The sequence below is a fragment of the Fervidobacterium nodosum Rt17-B1 genome (assembly GCF_000017545.1).
GTDB lineage: Bacteria > Thermotogota > Thermotogae > Thermotogales > Fervidobacteriaceae > Fervidobacterium > Fervidobacterium nodosum.
The window spans coordinates 240,045-258,667 of the sequence record NC_009718.1 but is presented as its reverse complement, the minus strand read 5'-3'; the positions used below and the strand labels follow the sequence as shown (position 1 = coordinate 258,667).

Genomic DNA, 18,623 nt, shown 5'->3' with positions numbered 1-18,623 from the left:
AATAAATTTTTTAACTTTTATAAGAAAATCCCAATTTTTTAAGTCCATCATTTATATAGGAGATACTCATAAATATCTTCCAGATGAACTCATCTTTGTAATTTGCAATCATAAGCAGTGTTATCCCTTTATCTATCCCTATGTAATCTGTAGCAAACCAATTTAAATCAAGGTTAAATGAATCTTTCAAACCATATTTCCCAACCAATTGCGGCATCTTATAATAATTATCTAATGCCCAAAGTGATTCTTTGGGGGTAAATACAATTGAACCTAAGGCTCCTGACGGAGCAAGAGTGCCATCAATTTGATGGACTGTGTTATTATTCCCAGAAGGTGGTGTACCAAGCAATCCGTTGTAACCATTCGGTGTATCACAAGCAGTTACACCCCACCCAATTGTAAAACTCTTGTATTTTTCTTTATTATCCTGACAAAAGTAATAATTAGCCATACTTGCAAGCACAGAGTTGGTATACCAATTAACACCAAATTTATCGACGTAATTTCTAAAATCTATCCATGCATGCGAATATTGGTAAGTAAAAAGAGAACCAAACCATGAATGTATGAATTTTTCTGTTTTATAACTTCCATAATTTCTCTTAAATGAATAATAAATTGTGTCATCAATTTTATACTTTTCATTAGGTGTACCCGCGCCGAGAATGTACAACATCAGTTGTTCAGCGTAAAAATCCCAGTACCCTTGAAAGCCTTTCTCAGGATAATATGCCATGTAGAAATAATTTTGGCTCTTTGTCAAGTAGTGGGGTGGGTATTCTGAATGCCCACCTTTTTAGCTTTTTCAAGCATACATTAAATGTTATTAATGTATATTATAGGCAATCAAATCTAAAAAAACTAATACCACTTTTGCCCACTCATATAGTGGGTTTTTAAATATTCAACTTTTTCAACTTATCTACCACAACTGTACAAAATCCTCTTCCTGAATCTTTCAAAATTCCTGTATCCAAATCCATTCCTCTTTAGTACCTTTATTTTGTTGTTAAAACCTTCTGTCATACTATTAGTATACGGAACATCAAATGCATTTACTATCTCCGAAAACCAGCTCCTAAAAACCTTTACACATCTCATAAATTCAGAAAGTCCACTTTGCTCTGCTCTCTCTATCCACTTTTTTAATACGAGTCTTGCTTCTTCAGAATTACTGCTCTTTAACACTCTCTTAAATTCTTCTTTGAGTTGATGGGCTTTCCTCAAATCTTGACTATACCAAAACATTACTTCTAATTCTTCTCTTTGCTCAGGCTCAAGTTCTTCATAATTCTTCAATAATAACTTCCTACTCCTCTTAAAATATCTCCTCAAATTACTTCCTAATTTCTTTTGTACCCTTTTCCTCACATTTTCTAAAGCCCAATAAACGTATCGGGTAAAATGAAATTTGTCTATCACTATTTTAGCGTTTTTAAAATATGTTTTTGCTACCTCTACAAATGGTCTCCACATATCACAGATAAAATATTTTACTTTATCTCTACCTTTCAGCCTCTTAAAATACTCAATTAAAATATTTTGCTTTCTATCTTTCAAAATCTCGATTATTTGCCCTTTTACAGGATCTACAAATATACATTGATATTTTGCTCCACCTGCATTGCCTTTAAACTCGTCTACACATATTGCTTCAGAAGAAAACTCATCTACAGTTTGACCTGGATTTACTTTATCAAACAATCTCATAACTGTTGTCACTGAAACATTTGTGTGTTTTGCTATCTCTTTCATACTTGTTAAACTTCCAAGTTGACTTATAATATATGCTGCAAGTCTATTTGTCATCCTTTGAGATTTGCCTAAAAAACTTATGTGTTCAAAAAACTTCTTCCCACATGCTTTGCAGACATATCTTCTCTTTCTTATAATCAAATATGTTTTCTTGCCCATTATAGGTACGTCTTTTACCTTCTGTGTGTGATAATCATGTACCTTACTTGTAATATTACCACATTTAGGACATTTGTGGGGCTTTTGTACCTGACTTATGTGAAGTTCTATTTCACTTTCATTCTCATTCATTTGGTGAAGAATAATATCTTTCGATTTTAAAAGTTCAGTGATATAATTAGATTTGAGCACTTATTCTGGATGCCTCCTTTCTTTTTGAGTGTTTTTTTTGTCATAAAACAGTTTTTATTATAGCAGGCATTCAGAATAAGTGCTATATTTTTTCCTTTTTACCCACCCCAATATTTATTATAGAGCCGAATTTGAAAAACAGAAGGAGGTGAAATTTATGTGGAGAGGTTTTTGTCACGGATTTTACGGAATAGGACCAAGTTTTTGGGGTGGTACGTGGCTCTTATGGCTGAAACCGATAATTTCGTTCGCACTATTTTTGCTTGCAGTTTATATAGTCTACAAAATATTCTTTTCTAAATTGTCGGTTTTCCAACCAAAAGACAAGCATCTTGATATTTTAAACGAAAGATTAGCAAAAGGTGAGATAACAGAAGAAGAATATAGAAAGCTGAAAAGTTTAATTGAAGGAAAGTGAGTAATAATATAAAAACCCCCTAAATGGTTTATTAAAGCCATTTAGGGGTTTTTTATTTTAATTCATCGTACTTCAAAAGTTTCAGTTTTAACGTTAAAAAGATAATTAAAACAATCGTAAATAGCGCCGAGATTATTTCAAATTTTATGTAAATCATTCCTAAGAAACAAAATGCAGAGCTTATTAAAGCCATAGCCGTGAAAGTTTTCCTTTTGCTATTTAATCTGCGGTATAATTTATCGTAAATATGGTCGCGGTCACCGTAAAATGGTGATTTGCCTGTCAATATTCTTCTAATCATACTCGTAAATGTGTCTAAGAAAAATGGAGTCAAAATTATCAAAGCAGCTACAGTGTGGGATAAACTTTTTGAAAAGGAGGATATCACCGAAACTCCTAAAATTGCACCTATCGTGTAACTCCCCATGTCACCCATAAAAATTTTCGCAGGTGGGAAGTTGTATATTAGATAAGCTAATAATGCTCCCATCAATGATATTAAATAAAATTTATCGTATGGGAACATAACGGTCCAAATAAGTCCAAAAGCCGCAATAGCAGAAGTTATTGCACAAATTCCATCCATGCCATCCATCATATTTACCGAGTTAATTAAAAATGCGTAAAAAAACGTGGCTACAAATATTTCAACAGGGCTTGTCAAAAATCTTGTCGAGACTAAAAATCCTATAAGAAATTCTACAATTAACCTTATCCAAGGATTTGTTGATTTGATATCATCGTACAATCCCATTAAACTTAATACCGTAATGTACAATTTCCTAAACAAGCTGTATGGCGTAAATATCAGGAAAGAAAGAACAAAAGCTACCCCACCTAAGTATGGGGTAGCTTTTTCGTGGGTTTTCAATTTATAATCAGGTTTATCAACGATATTCAATTTAAAGGCTATTTTTATTAAAAAAGGAATAATGATAAGTGTGAATATAAAAGAAGCTAAAAAAGTATAAAGCATTGAAATCATTGATTTATTTCACCATCCCAATTATATATATAAATTTCAAATCCAATGCTATTATAAATCAAAATTTACCTAAAATCAATAATATCCAAGCCCGGTCATTTTGTCTATATTCAATTTTTTCACAAGTTCCTGAGATGAAATGCCTTCTTCTTTAGCTAACAGTTCTATTGCCTTTTCTATATCCCAATTTGTTTCTACTATTTTCTCAGCTACTCTTTCATACCCAAAATAATTTATCAGTGGGGTTAAATTTGCAGTTGATTTTTTAAGATGTTCTTTGCACTTTTCTTCCTTAACTTTTATTTGCGCTATATAATCACTTAACGAGTTACAAGCTTTTGATAAAAATTGCATGGACTTAAGTGTATAGTGAACTATTAATGGAGCAAATTGATTCAACTGCAAATTCCCCTGAGCTGTGGCATGAGAAATTGCTTCGTCATGTCCAAATACCGCAAGAACAAGTTGCATAACGTACTCTGGAATAACTGGATTGACTTTTCCTGGCATTATAGAGCTTCCAATTTGTACTTTTGGGAGTTCAAGCTCACCTATGGCTGCATTAGGTCCACTCCCAAGAAGTCTTATGTCATTCGATATTTTGAATAGATTGACTCCAAGTGCCTTTATCAACCCATGGATTTCAACAAACACATCGAGGTTTTGAGTTGCATCTATTAGATTTTCTGATTTAGCAATTTTGACGTTCGTGACTTGCCTCAATACGTCAACTATTTTCAAAACGTATTCTTTTGGTGCGCCTATTCCCGTGCCAATAGCTGTTCCGCCTATATTTACACTTCTAATCCGCTCTTCAACTTTGTTTAATCTCCATCTGTCACGTGCAAGTGCGTCTGCCCATGCACCAAATTGTTGTCCCATAAGTATAGGGACACCATCCATCAACTGAGTTCGAGCGATTGTTCTTATAGAATAAAATTCTTTCTCCTTTTCTTGTATCTTCTCTTGTAATTTTATAACTGCCTCCACTAATTCTCTTAATCTGACGATTACAGCTATCTTCCCAGCTGTGACAAATGTGTCATTCGTCGATTGGTGTAGGTTTACATGATTGTATGGGTTAACAATGTATTCACCTTTCTTACCACCCAATAATTCCGTAGCTCTGTTAGCTATAACCTCGTTTATGTTTAGGTTTACCGATGTACCAGCACCACCTGATAGTGGATCGACAACGATATAACTTTTCAATTTCTCCCATTCATCGCATGCTTTTTGTATAGCTTGAGCAATCTGATTATCCAAATATCCTAGCTGGCTATTTAAAATCGCTGCCGATTTTTTTATCATAAAATATGCCCAAATGAATTTATCATCTAAAATTTCACCTGTAGAAGGGAATAATTCCAAAGCTCTTTGAGTGGTAACACCATAATAAGCATCTTCAGGTATAAGGCATTCACCTAAATAATCTTTCTCTGTTCTACAATTCATTATCACATCACCCTCATTACTTTTCAACGACAATTCCCAGTGGCTTTAAAACCCTTTCAAGCACCCCATGCATGTAAGATATTACAATTCCATAATTTGTCATAGGTATACCGAGTCTTTTGAACATCCGCACTCTTCTCATAATCTGATTTCGTGTATTGACACATCCACCACAGTGTATAACAAGCTTCGCATCTGCTACTTCTTCGTATTCTGGCATATCAACACCAGCCCAGACTTTGAAATTTAAATTAGCTCCTGTATGGTTGACAAGCCATCTTGGGATTTTTACTCTACCTATATCTTCCGTAAGTGGTCTGTGTGTGCATCCTTCCATTATAATAACAGTATCTCCATCTTTTAGTTCTTCTATTTTATAAACACTTTCAACGAAATACTCTATATCACCACGGTAACGAGACTCTAAAATAGAAAATGTTGTGAGGTAAACATCTTCCGGCACATCAGAATCCACTTTCATCACAGCTTGAGAGTCGGTTATAACCAACTTAGGTTTTTCGTTGAGTTTTTCAAGAGTATACCTAAGTTCTCTCTCTTTAGCAACTATCGCAACTGCTTCCTTATCAAGTACTTCCCTTATCGCATGAACTTGAGGCATTATTAACCTTCCCTTTGGCGCGCCTAAGTCGATAGGTACAACAAGTACAACCAAGTCTCCACCTTCGATAAAGTCCGGAATAAATGGTATTTCTTCATCGCTTGGAATTATACTATTCAGTGTCTTACCTATCTCTTCAAAGCCTTGACGCCCCAGAGAACTTACAACAAACACCGGAACAGAAAAGATCTTTTCATACTCTTTCGCTATCTCATTTGCTTTTTCACCAAGTATATCAGATTTATTTACCACAACGATGAATGGTATTTCCAATTCATCGAAGAGTTTTTTAATTTTCATCTCATATTCATGTGGAAAATCATCGACTACTAAAATTCCTGCATCTGATTTATAAAATGCTTTTATAGCCTTTTCAACACGTTTCTCACCAAGTTCACCAACATCGTCAAGTCCAGGTGTATCGATTAAAGTCACAGGACCAAGTGGGTATAATTCCATGGCTTTGTGAACTGGGTCCGTAGTCGTACCAGGGGTATCACTAACGATAGAGATTTCCTGTCCAGTTAATGCATTCATAAATGAAGATTTTCCAACGTTTCTTCGCCCAACAATGGAGATATGTTTTCTAAAACCGCTTGTAGGTAACATTTTGTGCCTCCTTACAAAATTCTTGGGTAAAATTAGAAATTACTTACCGGTGAAAAAGAAATTTTCATCTGGTACTTTTGGCATTCCATCTGGGTAAAGTTCATTGAGCTTTTTCAAGTAAGTAAGTACCTCATCTTTGCAATTTTTCGCTGGTACGTAATTGTATTGACTTCTGCTGAGAGATGTTTTTAATACGTTTACAGGTATGCCCAATTGCTTACTTGTTATTTCAACGGCTTTATCAACGTTATTGTATGACCAATTCAAACTTGCAATAAACGATTTTTCAAACAATTTGACAGTGTTTGAATAATCCTGTAGTTTGCCTGTAACAAATATACCTGTGATTGGTATTCCATATTTTGTTCCACTCGCTTTATTCCACTCATCTTGCAAGTCTAATATTATCTTACCTTTTGAAAGTACCATTGTCACAAATGGTTCTGGAATAGCTGCGACTTTGACTTTACCGCTGTTAAACAAAGAAACTATCTCCTGAGGTTGAGCGTAAGCAAATGTCACATCTTTGTCTGGTTCAAGCCCATTCCTTACAAGTAAGTATCTCATAACAACATCCGCTGTTTGACCTCTACCGTGTGCCGTGTAAATTTTTTCACCCTTCAAGCTCTGGTATCCTTTAAATTCGAAATCAGGTGATGCTACAACATAGAAAAGTCTCCAGCTGTAAACACCAACAAGTCTGACATCAATTCCCTTCGTGTACAAATTTGCCGCGAAAGTCACAGGTAAAGCTGCAAAATTAACCTTCTTTGAAACTATGTAAGCTGTTGCTTCATCCAATGTCTTCCAAAATTTCATATCAAGTGATATATCCGTCCTAACTTCTTTACCTATTAATCCAGCAACAGGAAAAATAGTTGGACCAAATGGATTAATAAAACTTACCGCATAAATCCAAACCGATAAAAGTAAAATACTAACAAACAACACTTTTTTCATACCGCACTCCACCTCCTAATGACTTCGGAAAGTATCTTTGATTCAATCTTTTGAAAAGTTTCGTCACTTATTGTTTTTGGTACACCAGCTGTGATGAACTCACCAATTATGGTACTAGGTTTATCACTCAAAAGAATAATCTTATCAGCTAAAAGCATTGCCTCTTTGATATCATGTGTAACAATTATCATTGAATATCTTTTCTCCTCACGCCTTTTATTTAAATCGTTTATTATATCTATCTTCGTATGGATATCTAACGACGCAAACGGCTCATCTAAAAAAAGAATATCTGGTTCTGTCACCAACGCTCTTGCAAGGTTAACCCTTTGCCTCATACCACCACTTAATTTGGCCGGAAGATAACCTGCATACTTGTCTACTTTCATCACTTTAAGAACATCCATTATCTTTTCCTCATCCTCACAAACAAATTTCAAATTTTCAAGTACACTCTTCCATGGTATCAACCTTGGTTCTTGAAAGACGTATCCTATCTTCGAATATTTTCTTTCAATCTTACCTTCGTAATCCTTTTCCAAATTAGCAATAATCCTTATCATAGTTGTTTTACCACAGCCAGAAGGTCCAAGAAATGCTATTGACATATTTCTTTGAAGGTTAAAAGATATATTTTCTAATACCTTTAACTTTTCAAACGATTTACTCAAATTTTCAACACTCAAAATCACATCTAATTCATCTCTTATTTCTTGCACATCATCACCCCAAACCAAAATATCAAGCTATGTTCACGCTATACTCCATTTTTGAATAGCTTTCTTTGTGACTACGTTAACAAAGTTTTCAACAAATAGCCCTATTGTAATTATTATCATCGTGTAAGCGTAAACTTTTTCAACAGAAACAGACTGCCTCGCCCAAGCGATAAGCACACCTATACCCTTATCACCGCACATGTATTCCGAAACAACGACAACCTTCCAAACATTTCCGATAACAACTTGAATTGTACTTACGAATTGTGGCAATATAGACCCAAGGTATATATCTTTCACAACTTTAGACCTTTTAACATTGTACACCTGAGCCATTTCGATTAAGCGTTTATCCGTTGTTTGTATACCTATAGCTGTGGATAGTATCGCGTGAGGAAGTAAAGATAGGAAACTAACAACTACCGGACCTGTCCATCCAATTCCCCATATGAACATAACCAAAGCAAGCCAAGTTATTATCGGAAAAGCTTGGATAAAAAGAACAAATGGTCTGAAGATTTCATACAAAGTCTCGTTAAGCCCAATAATAAATCCAATAAAAACACCAAATAAAACCGTTAGAAAAAGCACGACAACAACCTTTAAAAGCGTGTAAAATAGGCTGTTCCAAAGTATATCTTTTGAGAGTTCTTGCAACATCGTTCTTAAAATCACTAATGGATCAGGGAGTATAAGTTGTGAATTAATAAAATACGAAGCTATTGTCCAAATAAGAAATATAACAACTATACCTATTAAGTAATTTATTCTTTTCTGCATTTATAATCACTCCAAATTTTTTTGTTTCGTTTAATATTAATTATACTACATCTATTTCATTTTATCTCACATTAATTAAACTTAGTGAAAAACTTGACAATGTATAGAAAAATTTAGTATAATTTAATTGATTTACTCTATTTCAACCTTTTGAAAGGGGGATGGACTATGGCGAAAGATATTACAGTAAGAACAGTTATGGCTATTTTAGTTGACAAACGCGAACAAGCCGCAGTGGAAGTTCAAAAACTTTTGACAGAGTACGGTTGTTACATCAAAACGCGTCTTGGATTACACGAAGGTGCAGGTCAGTATTGCTCACCAGTTGGACTTATCATATTAGAACTCGTAGACGATGAGTCAAAACACGAAGAACTCTGCCAAAAACTAAACAGTATCGATGGAGTACAAGCAAAATACATGAAATTAGAAGTTTAACTTTATCTCGAAAGCTCAAAAAATTTAAAAGGTTTATAACAGCTGTTGGTGTTAATCACCAACAGCTGTTATTTTATATTCTTCAATATTTATTTTTCTTCTGTATCCGTAACCTTCTCCAACGACAAGTCCCACACCTTTAATCATCGCTTTTGTACACTCGACGCAGGCGGTATCTTTTTCAAATAAGCAGATTTTACCGGGATATAGGGAGTAATTTGGTCTGTAGGGATTCGGTGTTAAATTCGGCATAATCACATTCGCTCCACACTTTAATCCCATTTGCCTACCAAACGGGTCTATAGAACCCAACGCTGTTGTAGCTGGTATATTTGCTGTTGGTACTACAATTCGTGCAAGTGCCACCATTTTTAAAGTGTCTTTTAATGTTCCTCCACCTTGATTCGCAAGAGGTGTATCTGGATTTGGTATAAACGGTCCAATACCTATCATATCCGCATCCAATTCTTTGAGAAAAGCCAAATCTAAAGCCATATCGTAAGGTGTTTGACCGGGAAGCCCAACCATACAGCCTGCTCCCGTTTCATACCCGAGTCTTTTCAACTCAAATAGGTGTGCTTTTCTATTCTCGAAAGAATCACCTGGATGGAGTTTTGCGTACAATTCTGGTGAAGCTGTCTCATGACGCATAAGGTATCTATCAGCACCAAGTTCCTTCCAAATTTTGTACTCTTCAAAATCTCTTTCCCCTATGCTCAAAGTTATAGCTACATCGAGCTTTTTTATCTCAGTAATAAGGTAACTTATCCTTTCCGTTGTATAGTAAGGGTCCTCTCCAGACTGCAACACTATTGTCTTTATACCAAGTTTGGCAATCAACCTTGCTCTTTCTAAAATTTCTTCCTCCGTCATTCTATACCTATTTAAATTTCTATTCTCAGCCCTCAGACCACAGTAAAGACAATGCTGTGAACAGTAATTTGAAAATTCAATAATAGCTCTCAGATGTACTTCTGTACCTACGTATTTTCTTCTTACCTCATCAGCTACTTTAAATATCTCTTCGTTATGTTCATCTGTACTCAAGAGATAAGTTAGATAATCCAAATCAACATTTTGTATCTTTTTTATTTCTATCATTTACAATCACCTACTTTTAAATACTTAACGATGAAATCTATTATCAACTCGCTTTCCTCGGAATTATTTAATTGCCTTTCAGCAAAAACCACGTATTTATCATCTTCGTAAACTTGATATGCTTCACTGTAACTTTCTTCACCTGCTCGTGCAATGCAGGACAACCTTCGACCTATTTTTTCACATATCCACACCTTTGTGTTAAGCATTTTAGCAACATCTTCAAGATACTTACTGAGTGTTTTAAAATCTGACATCTCTCTCACCACTATCGATTCTTTGGAGGTACTTCTCAACTAAATCCCTATTGTTAACTCTTTCAAGCTCGGTCTTTATGAGTTCATGACCCAATCTTTTTGTCTCTTCTGAAGCGTAATCGTTTAAATATTCTCTCAACGTGAAAAGAGCGTTAGGCGTGCAGAACCTTTTAACAAAACCAGGGATTGCGAATTCCATAAAGTGCTCTCCAGTTCTTCCCATTCTGTAACACGCTGTACAGAACGAAGGAATATATCCCTCTTTGAGAAGATCGTAAATAACCTCTTCAAGAGTTCGGTTATCACCTAAAATGAATTGACTTTTCTTAACTTTTTCCGGATCTTCTTGAGAGTACGAACCTATACCTATGCTTGAACCACCATCTATCTGAGACACACCCATTTTCAGTACTTCTTTTCTCAATTCCGCCGGTTCCCTTGCGGTAAGAATCATACCTGTGTATGGAACGGCAAGTCTAATTATTGCAACCAACTTTTTGAAATTCTCGTCACTAACTCTGTGTGGTGGATTATACGATATCTCACTACCAACTGCTGGTTCTATCCTTGGGAAAGATATTGTGTGAGGACCCACACCGAATCTTTCCTCGAGGTGTATCGTATGGTAAATAAGTCCCATAACTTCATACTTCCAATCGTACAATCCAAATAAAGCTCCAATACCAACATCATCTATACCAGCTAACATAGCTCTATCAAGCCCATACAATCGCCAAGCGTAATTTGATTTTGGACCACGTGGGTGTAATTTCTTATAAGTTGGCTGATGATAAGTTTCTTGGAATATCTGGAACGTACCTATTCCCGCTTCTTTTATGATTTTATACCCTTCAACAGTCTGTGGTGCAGCATTGACATTTACCCTTCTTATTTCACCGTTTCCGACTTTAGTATCATATATTATCCTTATAGTTTCGGCTATAAACTCTGGGCTGTAACGAGGATGCTCACCATAGACAACTATCAACCTCTTATGCCCTTTAGACACCAAAGCTTTAACTTCATTCCTCAATTCATCAAAAGTCAGAGTTTTGCGGTACACCTCTGGATTTGACGTACGGAAACCGCAGTAAACACAATCATTAACACAATCATTTCCAATGTACAAAGGTGCGAATAAAACTATCCTGTTACCGTATATCCTTTCTTTTAAAGTCCTTGCAGCATGAAAAATCTCTTCAAGCAAGTCTTTGTCTTCAACGTTTAGTAAAGTTGCCACTTCTTCTGGCTCTAAGCGATTCTTATTCAAAGATTTCTCAAGGATTTCTCTAACTCTAACAGAATCTGGATTTTTTGTTGTTTCGAGTAACTCGAATATTTCATCTTCTGGGATGAACGTCTTTTCACTTTCCAACTCTTTCGTGAACACAAACATACTAAACACCTCCAATATACAAAATAATTTAATTAACGGCTATACTTTTAACCTTTACACCCTTTATATTTCCTATCTTTCCAGTAAATGCACCCACAATATCGTTCGTAGCTTTAACAATCAAAAAAACTATCGCGATATTTTCGTCTGGAACAGGATACCCAACCCGAAGTTTTATAATATCCGAATATTGATGAAGCAATTCATTTACCTTAGAATAAGCGTTGTTCCTATCAATTACAATGATGTCCACTGTGTAATATCTTTCATTTTGTTCAACCATTCCAAAAACCTCCCCATAGCGTATTTACACAAAATGAAAAAAGCCTCTTTCCTTTGCATCAAGGAAAGAGGCTGATTGAAAAGCAAAAAATAGAATGATAATTTTTTCACAAACAAATTCTATCCAATCATTCCTCTTTCCTCGATGTCAGATACAACTCCTCCATCTCAGAAAGGACATACCACTTTGAGAAATTATTCACTTGTCAATAAAATTTTATCACAAGAGAATAAAATAACATACATTAGAATTTGTACAATTTCAGTCTTGATTGACATATATTCAAAAATATTTGTAATTTTCTCTGTCAATCTCTTTCTTACGTGGTAAAAAATAAAAAAGTTCGGCAGTGTTGAACCACTGCCGAACTGATTTACCATTTTATTAGTTTACTTTTTCTTGTTGCTTTTGCGCTTTTCTCACGGCTCTTGACCTATCGGTGTAATGAGTATGCAATAAGTGGTGAGCCTTGTGGCTGTTTGGTTTTTCGAGGAACTCTTCGTAAAGTTTTATTATATCTGGGTTCTCATGCGACCTTCTAAGTACGCTAAGCTCATCGATAGAATAAATAGCAGCTGCTCTTTTCTTAAGTATATCTGGGTCGAGGTTCTTTGGCTGTCCGCCTCCACCTATACATCCACCGTAACACGCCATTATCTCGACAAAGTCGTAGTATCTCTTTCCTTCTTTCATTTCAGCAAGTAATCTCTTTACATTTGCCATACCGTGCGCAATGGCTACTCTTAATTTCTTACCTTTAATATCAATTTCAGCTTCTCTTACGCCATCAAGTCCCCTCACAGAATCAAATACGAGTTTTGGTAATTTTTCACCTGTGATAACTTCATATGCGGTTCTAAGTGCTGCCTCCATAACACCACCGGTAACACCAAACAATGCTCCGGCACCTGTGGATGTACCAAGTGGACTATCGTATTGTTCTTCTGGTAAGTTTACAAATGGAATTCCTTTGAGTTTTATAAGCTTGCCAAGTTCTCTTGTCGTAATAACGTAATCCGTCACTTTTATACCGTCAACAAGCTGTTGTGGTCTTGTAATTTCATCTTTCTTTGCCGTACAAGGCATAACGGAAACCATAACTATATCTTCTGGTTTTACACCTATCTTTTGTGCAAAATATGTCTTAACAACGCTACTCATCATCTGTTGTGGAGATTTTGCTGTAGAAAGATTTTCTCTTAATTCTGGCCATTCTTTTTCCATCTCATTAACCCAACCTGGACAACACGAAGTGAACATTGGGAACTTTCCACCGTTTTGCAATCTGTGGATTAGTTCGTAACCTTCCTCCATAATTGTCAAGTCTGCAGCAAAGTTTGTATCGAAAACATAATCAAATCCAAGTCTTCTAAGAGCAGCAACCATCTTTCCCGTACTAACTGTACCTGGCTCCACCCCAAATTCTTCACCTATCGCAACACGGACAGATGGGGCTGTTTGAGCAACGTAAACTTTTCCTGGTTCTTTCTTGTTAAGTAAATTAAGCACTTTCTTCCAATCTGGAGCTTCGTAGATAGCTCCAACAGGACATAAGTAGGCACATTGTCCACAGCTTATACAATTTGTCTCATATACTGGTATACCAAACTCTGTCTCTGGAAGAGATTCATAACCTCTGTCTACCATTGAATAAATGTTCATTCCTTGTATTTCACTACAAACTCTCACACATCTTTGACACTTAATACATTTTGAAAGCTCTCTGTTTATAGATGGACTACTGATATCAATTTCTTTATCCATATCAACATTAACACCAAATATAGGTTTGATATCGTACATATGGACAAGCTTCTGGAGTTCACATCTACCATCCGCCTCACAGTACATACATTCGTGTGGATGATTTGCCATAATCAATGAAAGATTAAATTTGACTGCACTTTCTACTCTTTCTGTGTTTGTCCTTATTTTCATTCCATCTGACACTTTCGTTGTACACGCTGGTTGGAGTGTTCTTGCTCCCTCAACTTCAACAACACAGATTCTACAAGCACCAATTGGCTCAAGTTCTGGATGATGACAAAGTGTTGGAATGTAGTATCCAAGCTCTTGTGCAACTTCTAATACTGTTTTGTTTTCTGAAACTTCATAAGGCTTGTCGTTGATATAAACTGTTACCATCGGCCACCCACCTCCATAGTATAATAACACATAGTACGTCTAAAAAAATTCTACCATAAAAGTAAAAAATTCACAAGCACAAAAGTGGTCAAAATTTAGAAATATTCGTAGAAATATCAGTTATATTCAACGGTTTTAAGCAAAATAAACTATTTTAACGATTGTAGAAAAATTCCTAATTGAATATAAAAATTTAGAATTTTACAGAAAAGCTCAAATAATAATCTGTAGTAATAAATGGTATATTTACTTTTTGTTAAGAAGAAGCATTTATAGAACTCACTATGTTGTATATCCAATCCGTTATTGTGAAACCTTGAACGAGCTTTAATGGACTATCATTACCGTATAATATTACTCTATAACCAATTTCTAATCCGGAATAATTATCATAATACCAATCCAATCCCGTTCTAAAGGTTATGTAGAGCGTTTTTTGCCTTAACTCATCTAAAAATGTATTCCATTCTTCTTGGCTTACGGTTGAACTTGTCCAAATCGTAAGTGCCATCCCTGACTCAAGTGTACCAAATAATTCAATATTTTTAGACAACAATGTCCCCATACTTAAAAATCCTCTTGATATCGTTGAACCTGCATACTCTGAAAAATTATAATTTCCAACGAGTATCGTCAGCAATTCTGCGTACGGTTTAATTATCACAGGTCTTACAATCATATTCCCATGTATGTAGCTTCGGTTGAATAAAATATAAACCTGTGATGATTCGTCATATGGTTCTCCCATATAAGTTTTTGAAATGAAAAGTGGGTCGAAAAAATAAGTTTCTATTGAAGAAACAAATAACGGCGATACATAGTATCTATAGCGAAGATTAAAAATTCCAAGAACATCAAATAGTGGTTGAGTTGAGACTTCCGAATTTCCAAAGGAAACACCAACCGATGTGAACTCGACGAAGAAACCTTCCTTGTGTTGTGGAATTATACTTAACACAAAGTCAGAAGATTTACTATCAGCAAATACCAAAGATGTTAATATTACAAACGCTGTTGCAAAAATAACTAAAATAGGCTTTCTTCTCATAATATTCACCTCCTCTTCAAAGAAATATTTTTGATTAGCCTCCTGAAATACGTTTTTTCTTATTTTTTCAAAAAATTCTTACTTCCCTTTCTTTTCCAAAAGAGTTTATCTAAAATCTTAATAATTTTAATTTTTTATCTTTAATGAATTAATTCATTATTTTTATGTCGCTTTATTCCTTCTTAGATTATTTTTTTTAACTACTTCCCCACCATTTTCCCTCAAACTAACCCTCTTATGCCCACCTGGTTTGTTCCACACTCTCACATTCCTTCGTCCTATTTGAGGTATGGTGAGTTTGCTTATTCTCGTATCCTGGTTACTTTCCTAATGGAGGTGACCGGCTTTCTCACCTATACATATACTCTCTCCGGTTCATATCTTGTCTTGCTTTTCACTAACTTGAATATTATCCTTATCATTTTCAATCCTATTGCTATCAATGCTTGTGTCTCTTTTAATGGATTTTTTTCTCTTTTCCTCAGTTTTAAATATTTTTCCATTATTTCACGGTTATGTCTTATCACCGTTTTTGCCATCAAGTATATTATTTTCCTCAGTAACGGCCGCCCTCTTTTTGTTATCCGCGTTTTTCCTTTGTGTTCTCCAGAACTTTCTTCGTACAGGTTCAATCCAGCTAATTTCCTTATTTGTTTCCAGCTTTTAAACCTGCTTAACCCTCCTGTCTCTCCTAATATCGTGGCTGTCATTACCGTTCCTATCCCTGGCACACTTTCTATATATTCCCCTTCTTCTGTTTCTTCTATCATTTTTTTCATCTCTTCTTCTAGCTCTTGAATTTGTCTTGTTAATAGCTCTATTTCTTCCAATAGCATCCTTAATTTCATTTTCGCACTTTTTTGCCCTGCTCTTACTCCTACCGATTCTCTCGCTGCTTCGTATATCTTCCGCGCCCTACTTTTCCAGTCTTTCCCCTTTGTCGATTCTTTCAATACACTTTCTATTTCTTCTACTCCAACTCTTAATATCTCTTCCGGAAATGGATAGGTCTTTAATAATTTCATCGAACCTTCCGAAAATATGTTTTTGTATATCTTCTCATACTCAGGAAAGTATTCGTCTATTATAGCTATTACAATATTTTTTGAATTTTTTCTCTTACTTACTAATTGTTCCCTTGTCGTGGTTAATACTTTTAACTCACTATACACATCATTTGATAAATGCATATCGAAATATCTTCCATCTTTGATTAATTTGGCTATTAATCCTGCATCTTTCTTGTCATTTTTACTAGGTGAGTTATCATCAAATTCTTTGCTTTTCTTCACATGATATGGATTTACTCCAACAAGATAATTTACTTGCTCGTTAGATTTCATTTGCCAAGCTAAAACCTTCCAATAATGCCCTGATGGTTCCATGCCTAAGATTACGTTGTTTAACCCTTCCTTTTGCTTAATAATTCTTATTTTTTCCTCTAACATTTTAATACCATCTATGGTATTATTAATCTTGAAAGGGCTAATCAAATCAATTCCACGATAATCAGTCATCCTAACCCAATGATTTCTTTTAGCAACATCAATACCGACAATTAGAGTGTCTTGAGAAATTCTTGAAACTTTTGGATTAACATACTTTTGTTCCATGGTATCGCCTCCTGATTTTAGTGTGATGGGGTAATTATATATTATCAGGAGGCGATACTTTTTTCAAAATCTATTTTTCCTTACAGGAATGCTTGAATTTTATAACACAATAGAATTATACCACCAAACAAAAAATTATTTTATGATATAATGAAAAAGAAGAACAAATAAAATAGTGGTGGTGATAAATCTTGAAGAGCATGGAAAAAATAGACGGCGTTATCGAGCTAAGAAACGGTGTTGTCGAACGTATTAAACAATGTAATTTATTTATTTTAGATATCGATGGTACATTCTATTTAAGTGGGAAACCATTTGAAGGTTCACGTAAATTTGTTGATATAGTTGAACAACTTGGTAAAAAGTTTGTATTTTTAACCAACAATTCCAACAGAACTATAGATAGCTATGTTGAAGAGTTTAAGAACATTGGATTTAACCTTTCGAAAGAGCATTTCATAACAGCTGGTGTAGCAACCGCTGAGTATTTATTTGAAGAATTCGGTCCTGCTAAGGTTTACATCGTTGGAACAGACGAGATAAAAGAAGAATTCAAAAGAGTAGGATTAAATGTTGTAGAAGAAAACCCAGAAATTGTTGTCGTGACATTTGACAAGACATTAACATATGAAAAAATCAAAAAAGCAACGCAATTTGTTGCTAATGGTGCGCTTTTTGTCGTAACAAATCCAGATTTGAACTGTCCATCCGACGAAGGACCACTTCCTGATGCAGGCGCTATTGCATCAGTTATCAGAAAAGCTGCTGGAGTTTACCCTAACATAGTATTTGGAAAACCAGAACCTAAACTTTTGGAAATGGTAATGAGACGCTACAACATAAGCCCAACTGAGACTTGTATGATTGGTGATAGACTTTATACAGACATACTGGCAGGTATCCAATCTGGAACATGGACAGCACTTGTTTTGACAGGAGAGGCTACATTAGAACAAGCTGAAAAAGGACCTATCAAACCTCATATAATAGCAAAAGATATTGGGGTAATTGCAGAAATGCTTATAAAATAAAATGAAGGAGATATAGAGCATTAAAATATGATTAAATACGCTCTTAGAAATAAACCAATAGAAAAACTTGTTGAACTTGCCCAAAGTGGATTGAATGACGCTGTTGATTTGATAATTGAAAAGTATTACCCAATGGTTGTGAGAATCGCCTCACAATTTTATGCACCATGGGCTGAATTTGATGATATCGTTCAAAATGGACTTATCGGGCTTATAAAAGCGATATATTATTTTGAAGAGAATAAAAGTTCGTTTTCAACATTCGCTTGGAGGAGTATAGAATCTGAAATAAAAACATTTATTACTTACCAAAACAGAAAGAAAAACAAGATGCTTTCAGATTCAACAAGTATGGATTCGGTTTTTGACGATGTTGATGACGAGCAAATAGATTATTTTGTGGCCGATGAAAACACAAGTACTAACGTCGTGAAAAAGACCATTTTAAGTATCGTCCATGAAGAAATATTGGAAAAGCTAAACGAAGAAGAAACGCAGATATTCGAGCTCTGGCTTGACGGATACAGTTACAAAGAAATTGAAGAAATGGTTGGTGTAAATTTCAAAAAAGTCGATAATACGGTACAGAAAGTTAAAAAAATCGTCCGAAGTAAATTGAGTGCATCTATCTTACCGTTCTTGGAGGGATAATTCTGA

Annotated in this window: 19 protein-coding genes; 4 read left to right on the top strand and 15 right to left on the bottom strand. The window is 35.0% G+C overall.

All coding sequences use genetic code 11. The features are described 5' to 3' along the window. Window positions 1–10: 10 nt before the first annotated feature. Window positions 11–766, bottom strand: coding sequence for a glucoamylase family protein (locus FNOD_RS01290; protein ID WP_238374598.1), 756 nt, complete (start codon window positions 764–766; stop codon window positions 11–13). Window positions 767–921: 155 nt separating this feature from the next. Beyond that, window positions 922–2,109: an ISL3 family transposase gene (locus FNOD_RS01285; RefSeq protein ID WP_011993438.1), complete on the bottom strand. Its 1,188-nt coding sequence runs from the start codon at window positions 2,107–2,109 to the stop codon at window positions 922–924. A 157-nt stretch (window positions 2,110–2,266) separates the two neighbouring features. Between FNOD_RS01285 and FNOD_RS01280 the strand changes: the two genes are divergently transcribed. Continuing rightward, window positions 2,267–2,527: an SHOCT domain-containing protein gene (locus FNOD_RS01280; RefSeq protein ID WP_011993437.1), complete on the top strand. Its 261-nt coding sequence runs from the start codon at window positions 2,267–2,269 to the stop codon at window positions 2,525–2,527. A 52-nt stretch (window positions 2,528–2,579) separates the two neighbouring features. Here FNOD_RS01280 and FNOD_RS01275 read toward each other — a convergent pair whose 3' ends face one another. The 6 genes from FNOD_RS01275 to FNOD_RS01250 all read right to left on the bottom strand — a co-directional run bounded on the left by FNOD_RS01275 (window position 2,580) and on the right by FNOD_RS01250 (window position 8,654). Further along, window positions 2,580–3,512 (bottom strand): glycosyltransferase family 4 protein, encoded by a 933-nt coding sequence (locus tag FNOD_RS01275; RefSeq protein ID WP_011993436.1) that lies wholly within the window; start codon window positions 3,510–3,512, stop codon window positions 2,580–2,582. A gap of 75 nt (window positions 3,513–3,587) precedes the next feature. Then, the gene (locus tag FNOD_RS01270; RefSeq protein WP_011993435.1) at window positions 3,588–4,967 is read right to left on the bottom strand and encodes an aspartate ammonia-lyase; all 1,380 of its coding nucleotides are present in this window, start codon (window positions 4,965–4,967) and stop codon (window positions 3,588–3,590) included. Window positions 4,968–4,983: 16 nt separating this feature from the next. Continuing rightward, the gene (gene hydF / locus FNOD_RS01265) at window positions 4,984–6,195 is read right to left on the bottom strand and encodes a [FeFe] hydrogenase H-cluster maturation GTPase HydF (RefSeq protein WP_011993434.1); all 1,212 of its coding nucleotides are present in this window, start codon (window positions 6,193–6,195) and stop codon (window positions 4,984–4,986) included. Between the two features lie 39 nt (window positions 6,196–6,234). Further along, window positions 6,235–7,155 carry an ABC transporter substrate-binding protein gene (locus FNOD_RS01260; RefSeq protein WP_011993433.1) on the bottom strand — a complete coding sequence of 307 codons (921 nt, stop codon included), beginning with the start codon at window positions 7,153–7,155 and terminating at the stop codon, window positions 6,235–6,237. Further along, window positions 7,152–7,874 (bottom strand): ABC transporter ATP-binding protein, encoded by a 723-nt coding sequence (locus tag FNOD_RS01255; protein WP_011993432.1) that lies wholly within the window; start codon window positions 7,872–7,874, stop codon window positions 7,152–7,154. The genes FNOD_RS01260 and FNOD_RS01255 overlap by 4 nt, the downstream gene beginning before the upstream one ends. Window positions 7,875–7,907: 33 nt before the next feature. Beyond that, window positions 7,908–8,654 carry an ABC transporter permease gene (locus FNOD_RS01250; protein ID WP_011993431.1) on the bottom strand — a complete coding sequence of 249 codons (747 nt, stop codon included), beginning with the start codon at window positions 8,652–8,654 and terminating at the stop codon, window positions 7,908–7,910. A gap of 168 nt (window positions 8,655–8,822) precedes the next feature. Here FNOD_RS01250 and FNOD_RS01245 point away from each other — a divergent pair, with 168 nt between their 5' ends. After that, window positions 8,823–9,092, top strand: coding sequence for a CPF_0552 family protein (locus FNOD_RS01245; protein ID WP_011993430.1), 270 nt, complete (start codon window positions 8,823–8,825; stop codon window positions 9,090–9,092). Window positions 9,093–9,143: 51 nt separating this feature from the next. Here FNOD_RS01245 and hydE read toward each other — a convergent pair whose 3' ends face one another. The 7 genes from hydE to FNOD_RS01210 all read right to left on the bottom strand — a co-directional run bounded on the left by hydE (window position 9,144) and on the right by FNOD_RS01210 (window position 16,935). Beyond that, entirely contained in the window at window positions 9,144–10,193 is a 1,050-nt protein-coding gene (gene hydE, locus FNOD_RS01240; RefSeq protein WP_011993429.1) for a [FeFe] hydrogenase H-cluster radical SAM maturase HydE, read from the bottom strand. Further along, window positions 10,190–10,450 (bottom strand): hypothetical protein, encoded by a 261-nt coding sequence (locus FNOD_RS01235; protein ID WP_011993428.1) that lies wholly within the window; start codon window positions 10,448–10,450, stop codon window positions 10,190–10,192. Before FNOD_RS01235 ends, hydE begins: the two co-directional genes overlap by 4 nt. After that, the gene (gene hydG, locus FNOD_RS01230; protein WP_011993427.1) at window positions 10,437–11,846 is read right to left on the bottom strand and encodes a [FeFe] hydrogenase H-cluster radical SAM maturase HydG; all 1,410 of its coding nucleotides are present in this window, start codon (window positions 11,844–11,846) and stop codon (window positions 10,437–10,439) included. Before hydG ends, FNOD_RS01235 begins: the two co-directional genes overlap by 14 nt. A gap of 28 nt (window positions 11,847–11,874) precedes the next feature. Next, entirely contained in the window at window positions 11,875–12,129 is a 255-nt protein-coding gene (locus FNOD_RS01225) for a TM1266 family iron-only hydrogenase system putative regulator (protein ID WP_011993426.1), read from the bottom strand. A gap of 384 nt (window positions 12,130–12,513) precedes the next feature. Beyond that, window positions 12,514–14,274 (bottom strand): NADH-dependent [FeFe] hydrogenase, group A6, encoded by a 1,761-nt coding sequence (locus FNOD_RS01220; RefSeq protein ID WP_011993425.1) that lies wholly within the window; start codon window positions 14,272–14,274, stop codon window positions 12,514–12,516. Between the two features lie 256 nt (window positions 14,275–14,530). Continuing rightward, window positions 14,531–15,322 (bottom strand): hypothetical protein, encoded by a 792-nt coding sequence (locus FNOD_RS09350; RefSeq protein ID WP_011993424.1) that lies wholly within the window; start codon window positions 15,320–15,322, stop codon window positions 14,531–14,533. Between the two features lie 353 nt (window positions 15,323–15,675). Further along, complete coding sequence (locus FNOD_RS01210) at window positions 15,676–16,935, bottom strand: IS110 family RNA-guided transposase (RefSeq protein ID WP_011993258.1); 1,260 nt, start codon at window positions 16,933–16,935, stop codon at window positions 15,676–15,678. A 200-nt stretch (window positions 16,936–17,135) separates the two neighbouring features. On the opposite strand from FNOD_RS01210, the gene FNOD_RS01205 reads away from it, so the two are divergent. Both FNOD_RS01205 and FNOD_RS01200 read left to right on the top strand, forming a co-directional pair. Beyond that, window positions 17,136–17,966, top strand: coding sequence for an HAD-IIA family hydrolase (locus FNOD_RS01205; RefSeq protein WP_049751066.1), 831 nt, complete (start codon window positions 17,136–17,138; stop codon window positions 17,964–17,966). A gap of 27 nt (window positions 17,967–17,993) precedes the next feature. Further along, the gene (locus FNOD_RS01200) at window positions 17,994–18,617 is read left to right on the top strand and encodes a sigma-70 family RNA polymerase sigma factor (RefSeq protein WP_011993422.1); all 624 of its coding nucleotides are present in this window, start codon (window positions 17,994–17,996) and stop codon (window positions 18,615–18,617) included. Window positions 18,618–18,623 lie beyond the last annotated feature (6 nt).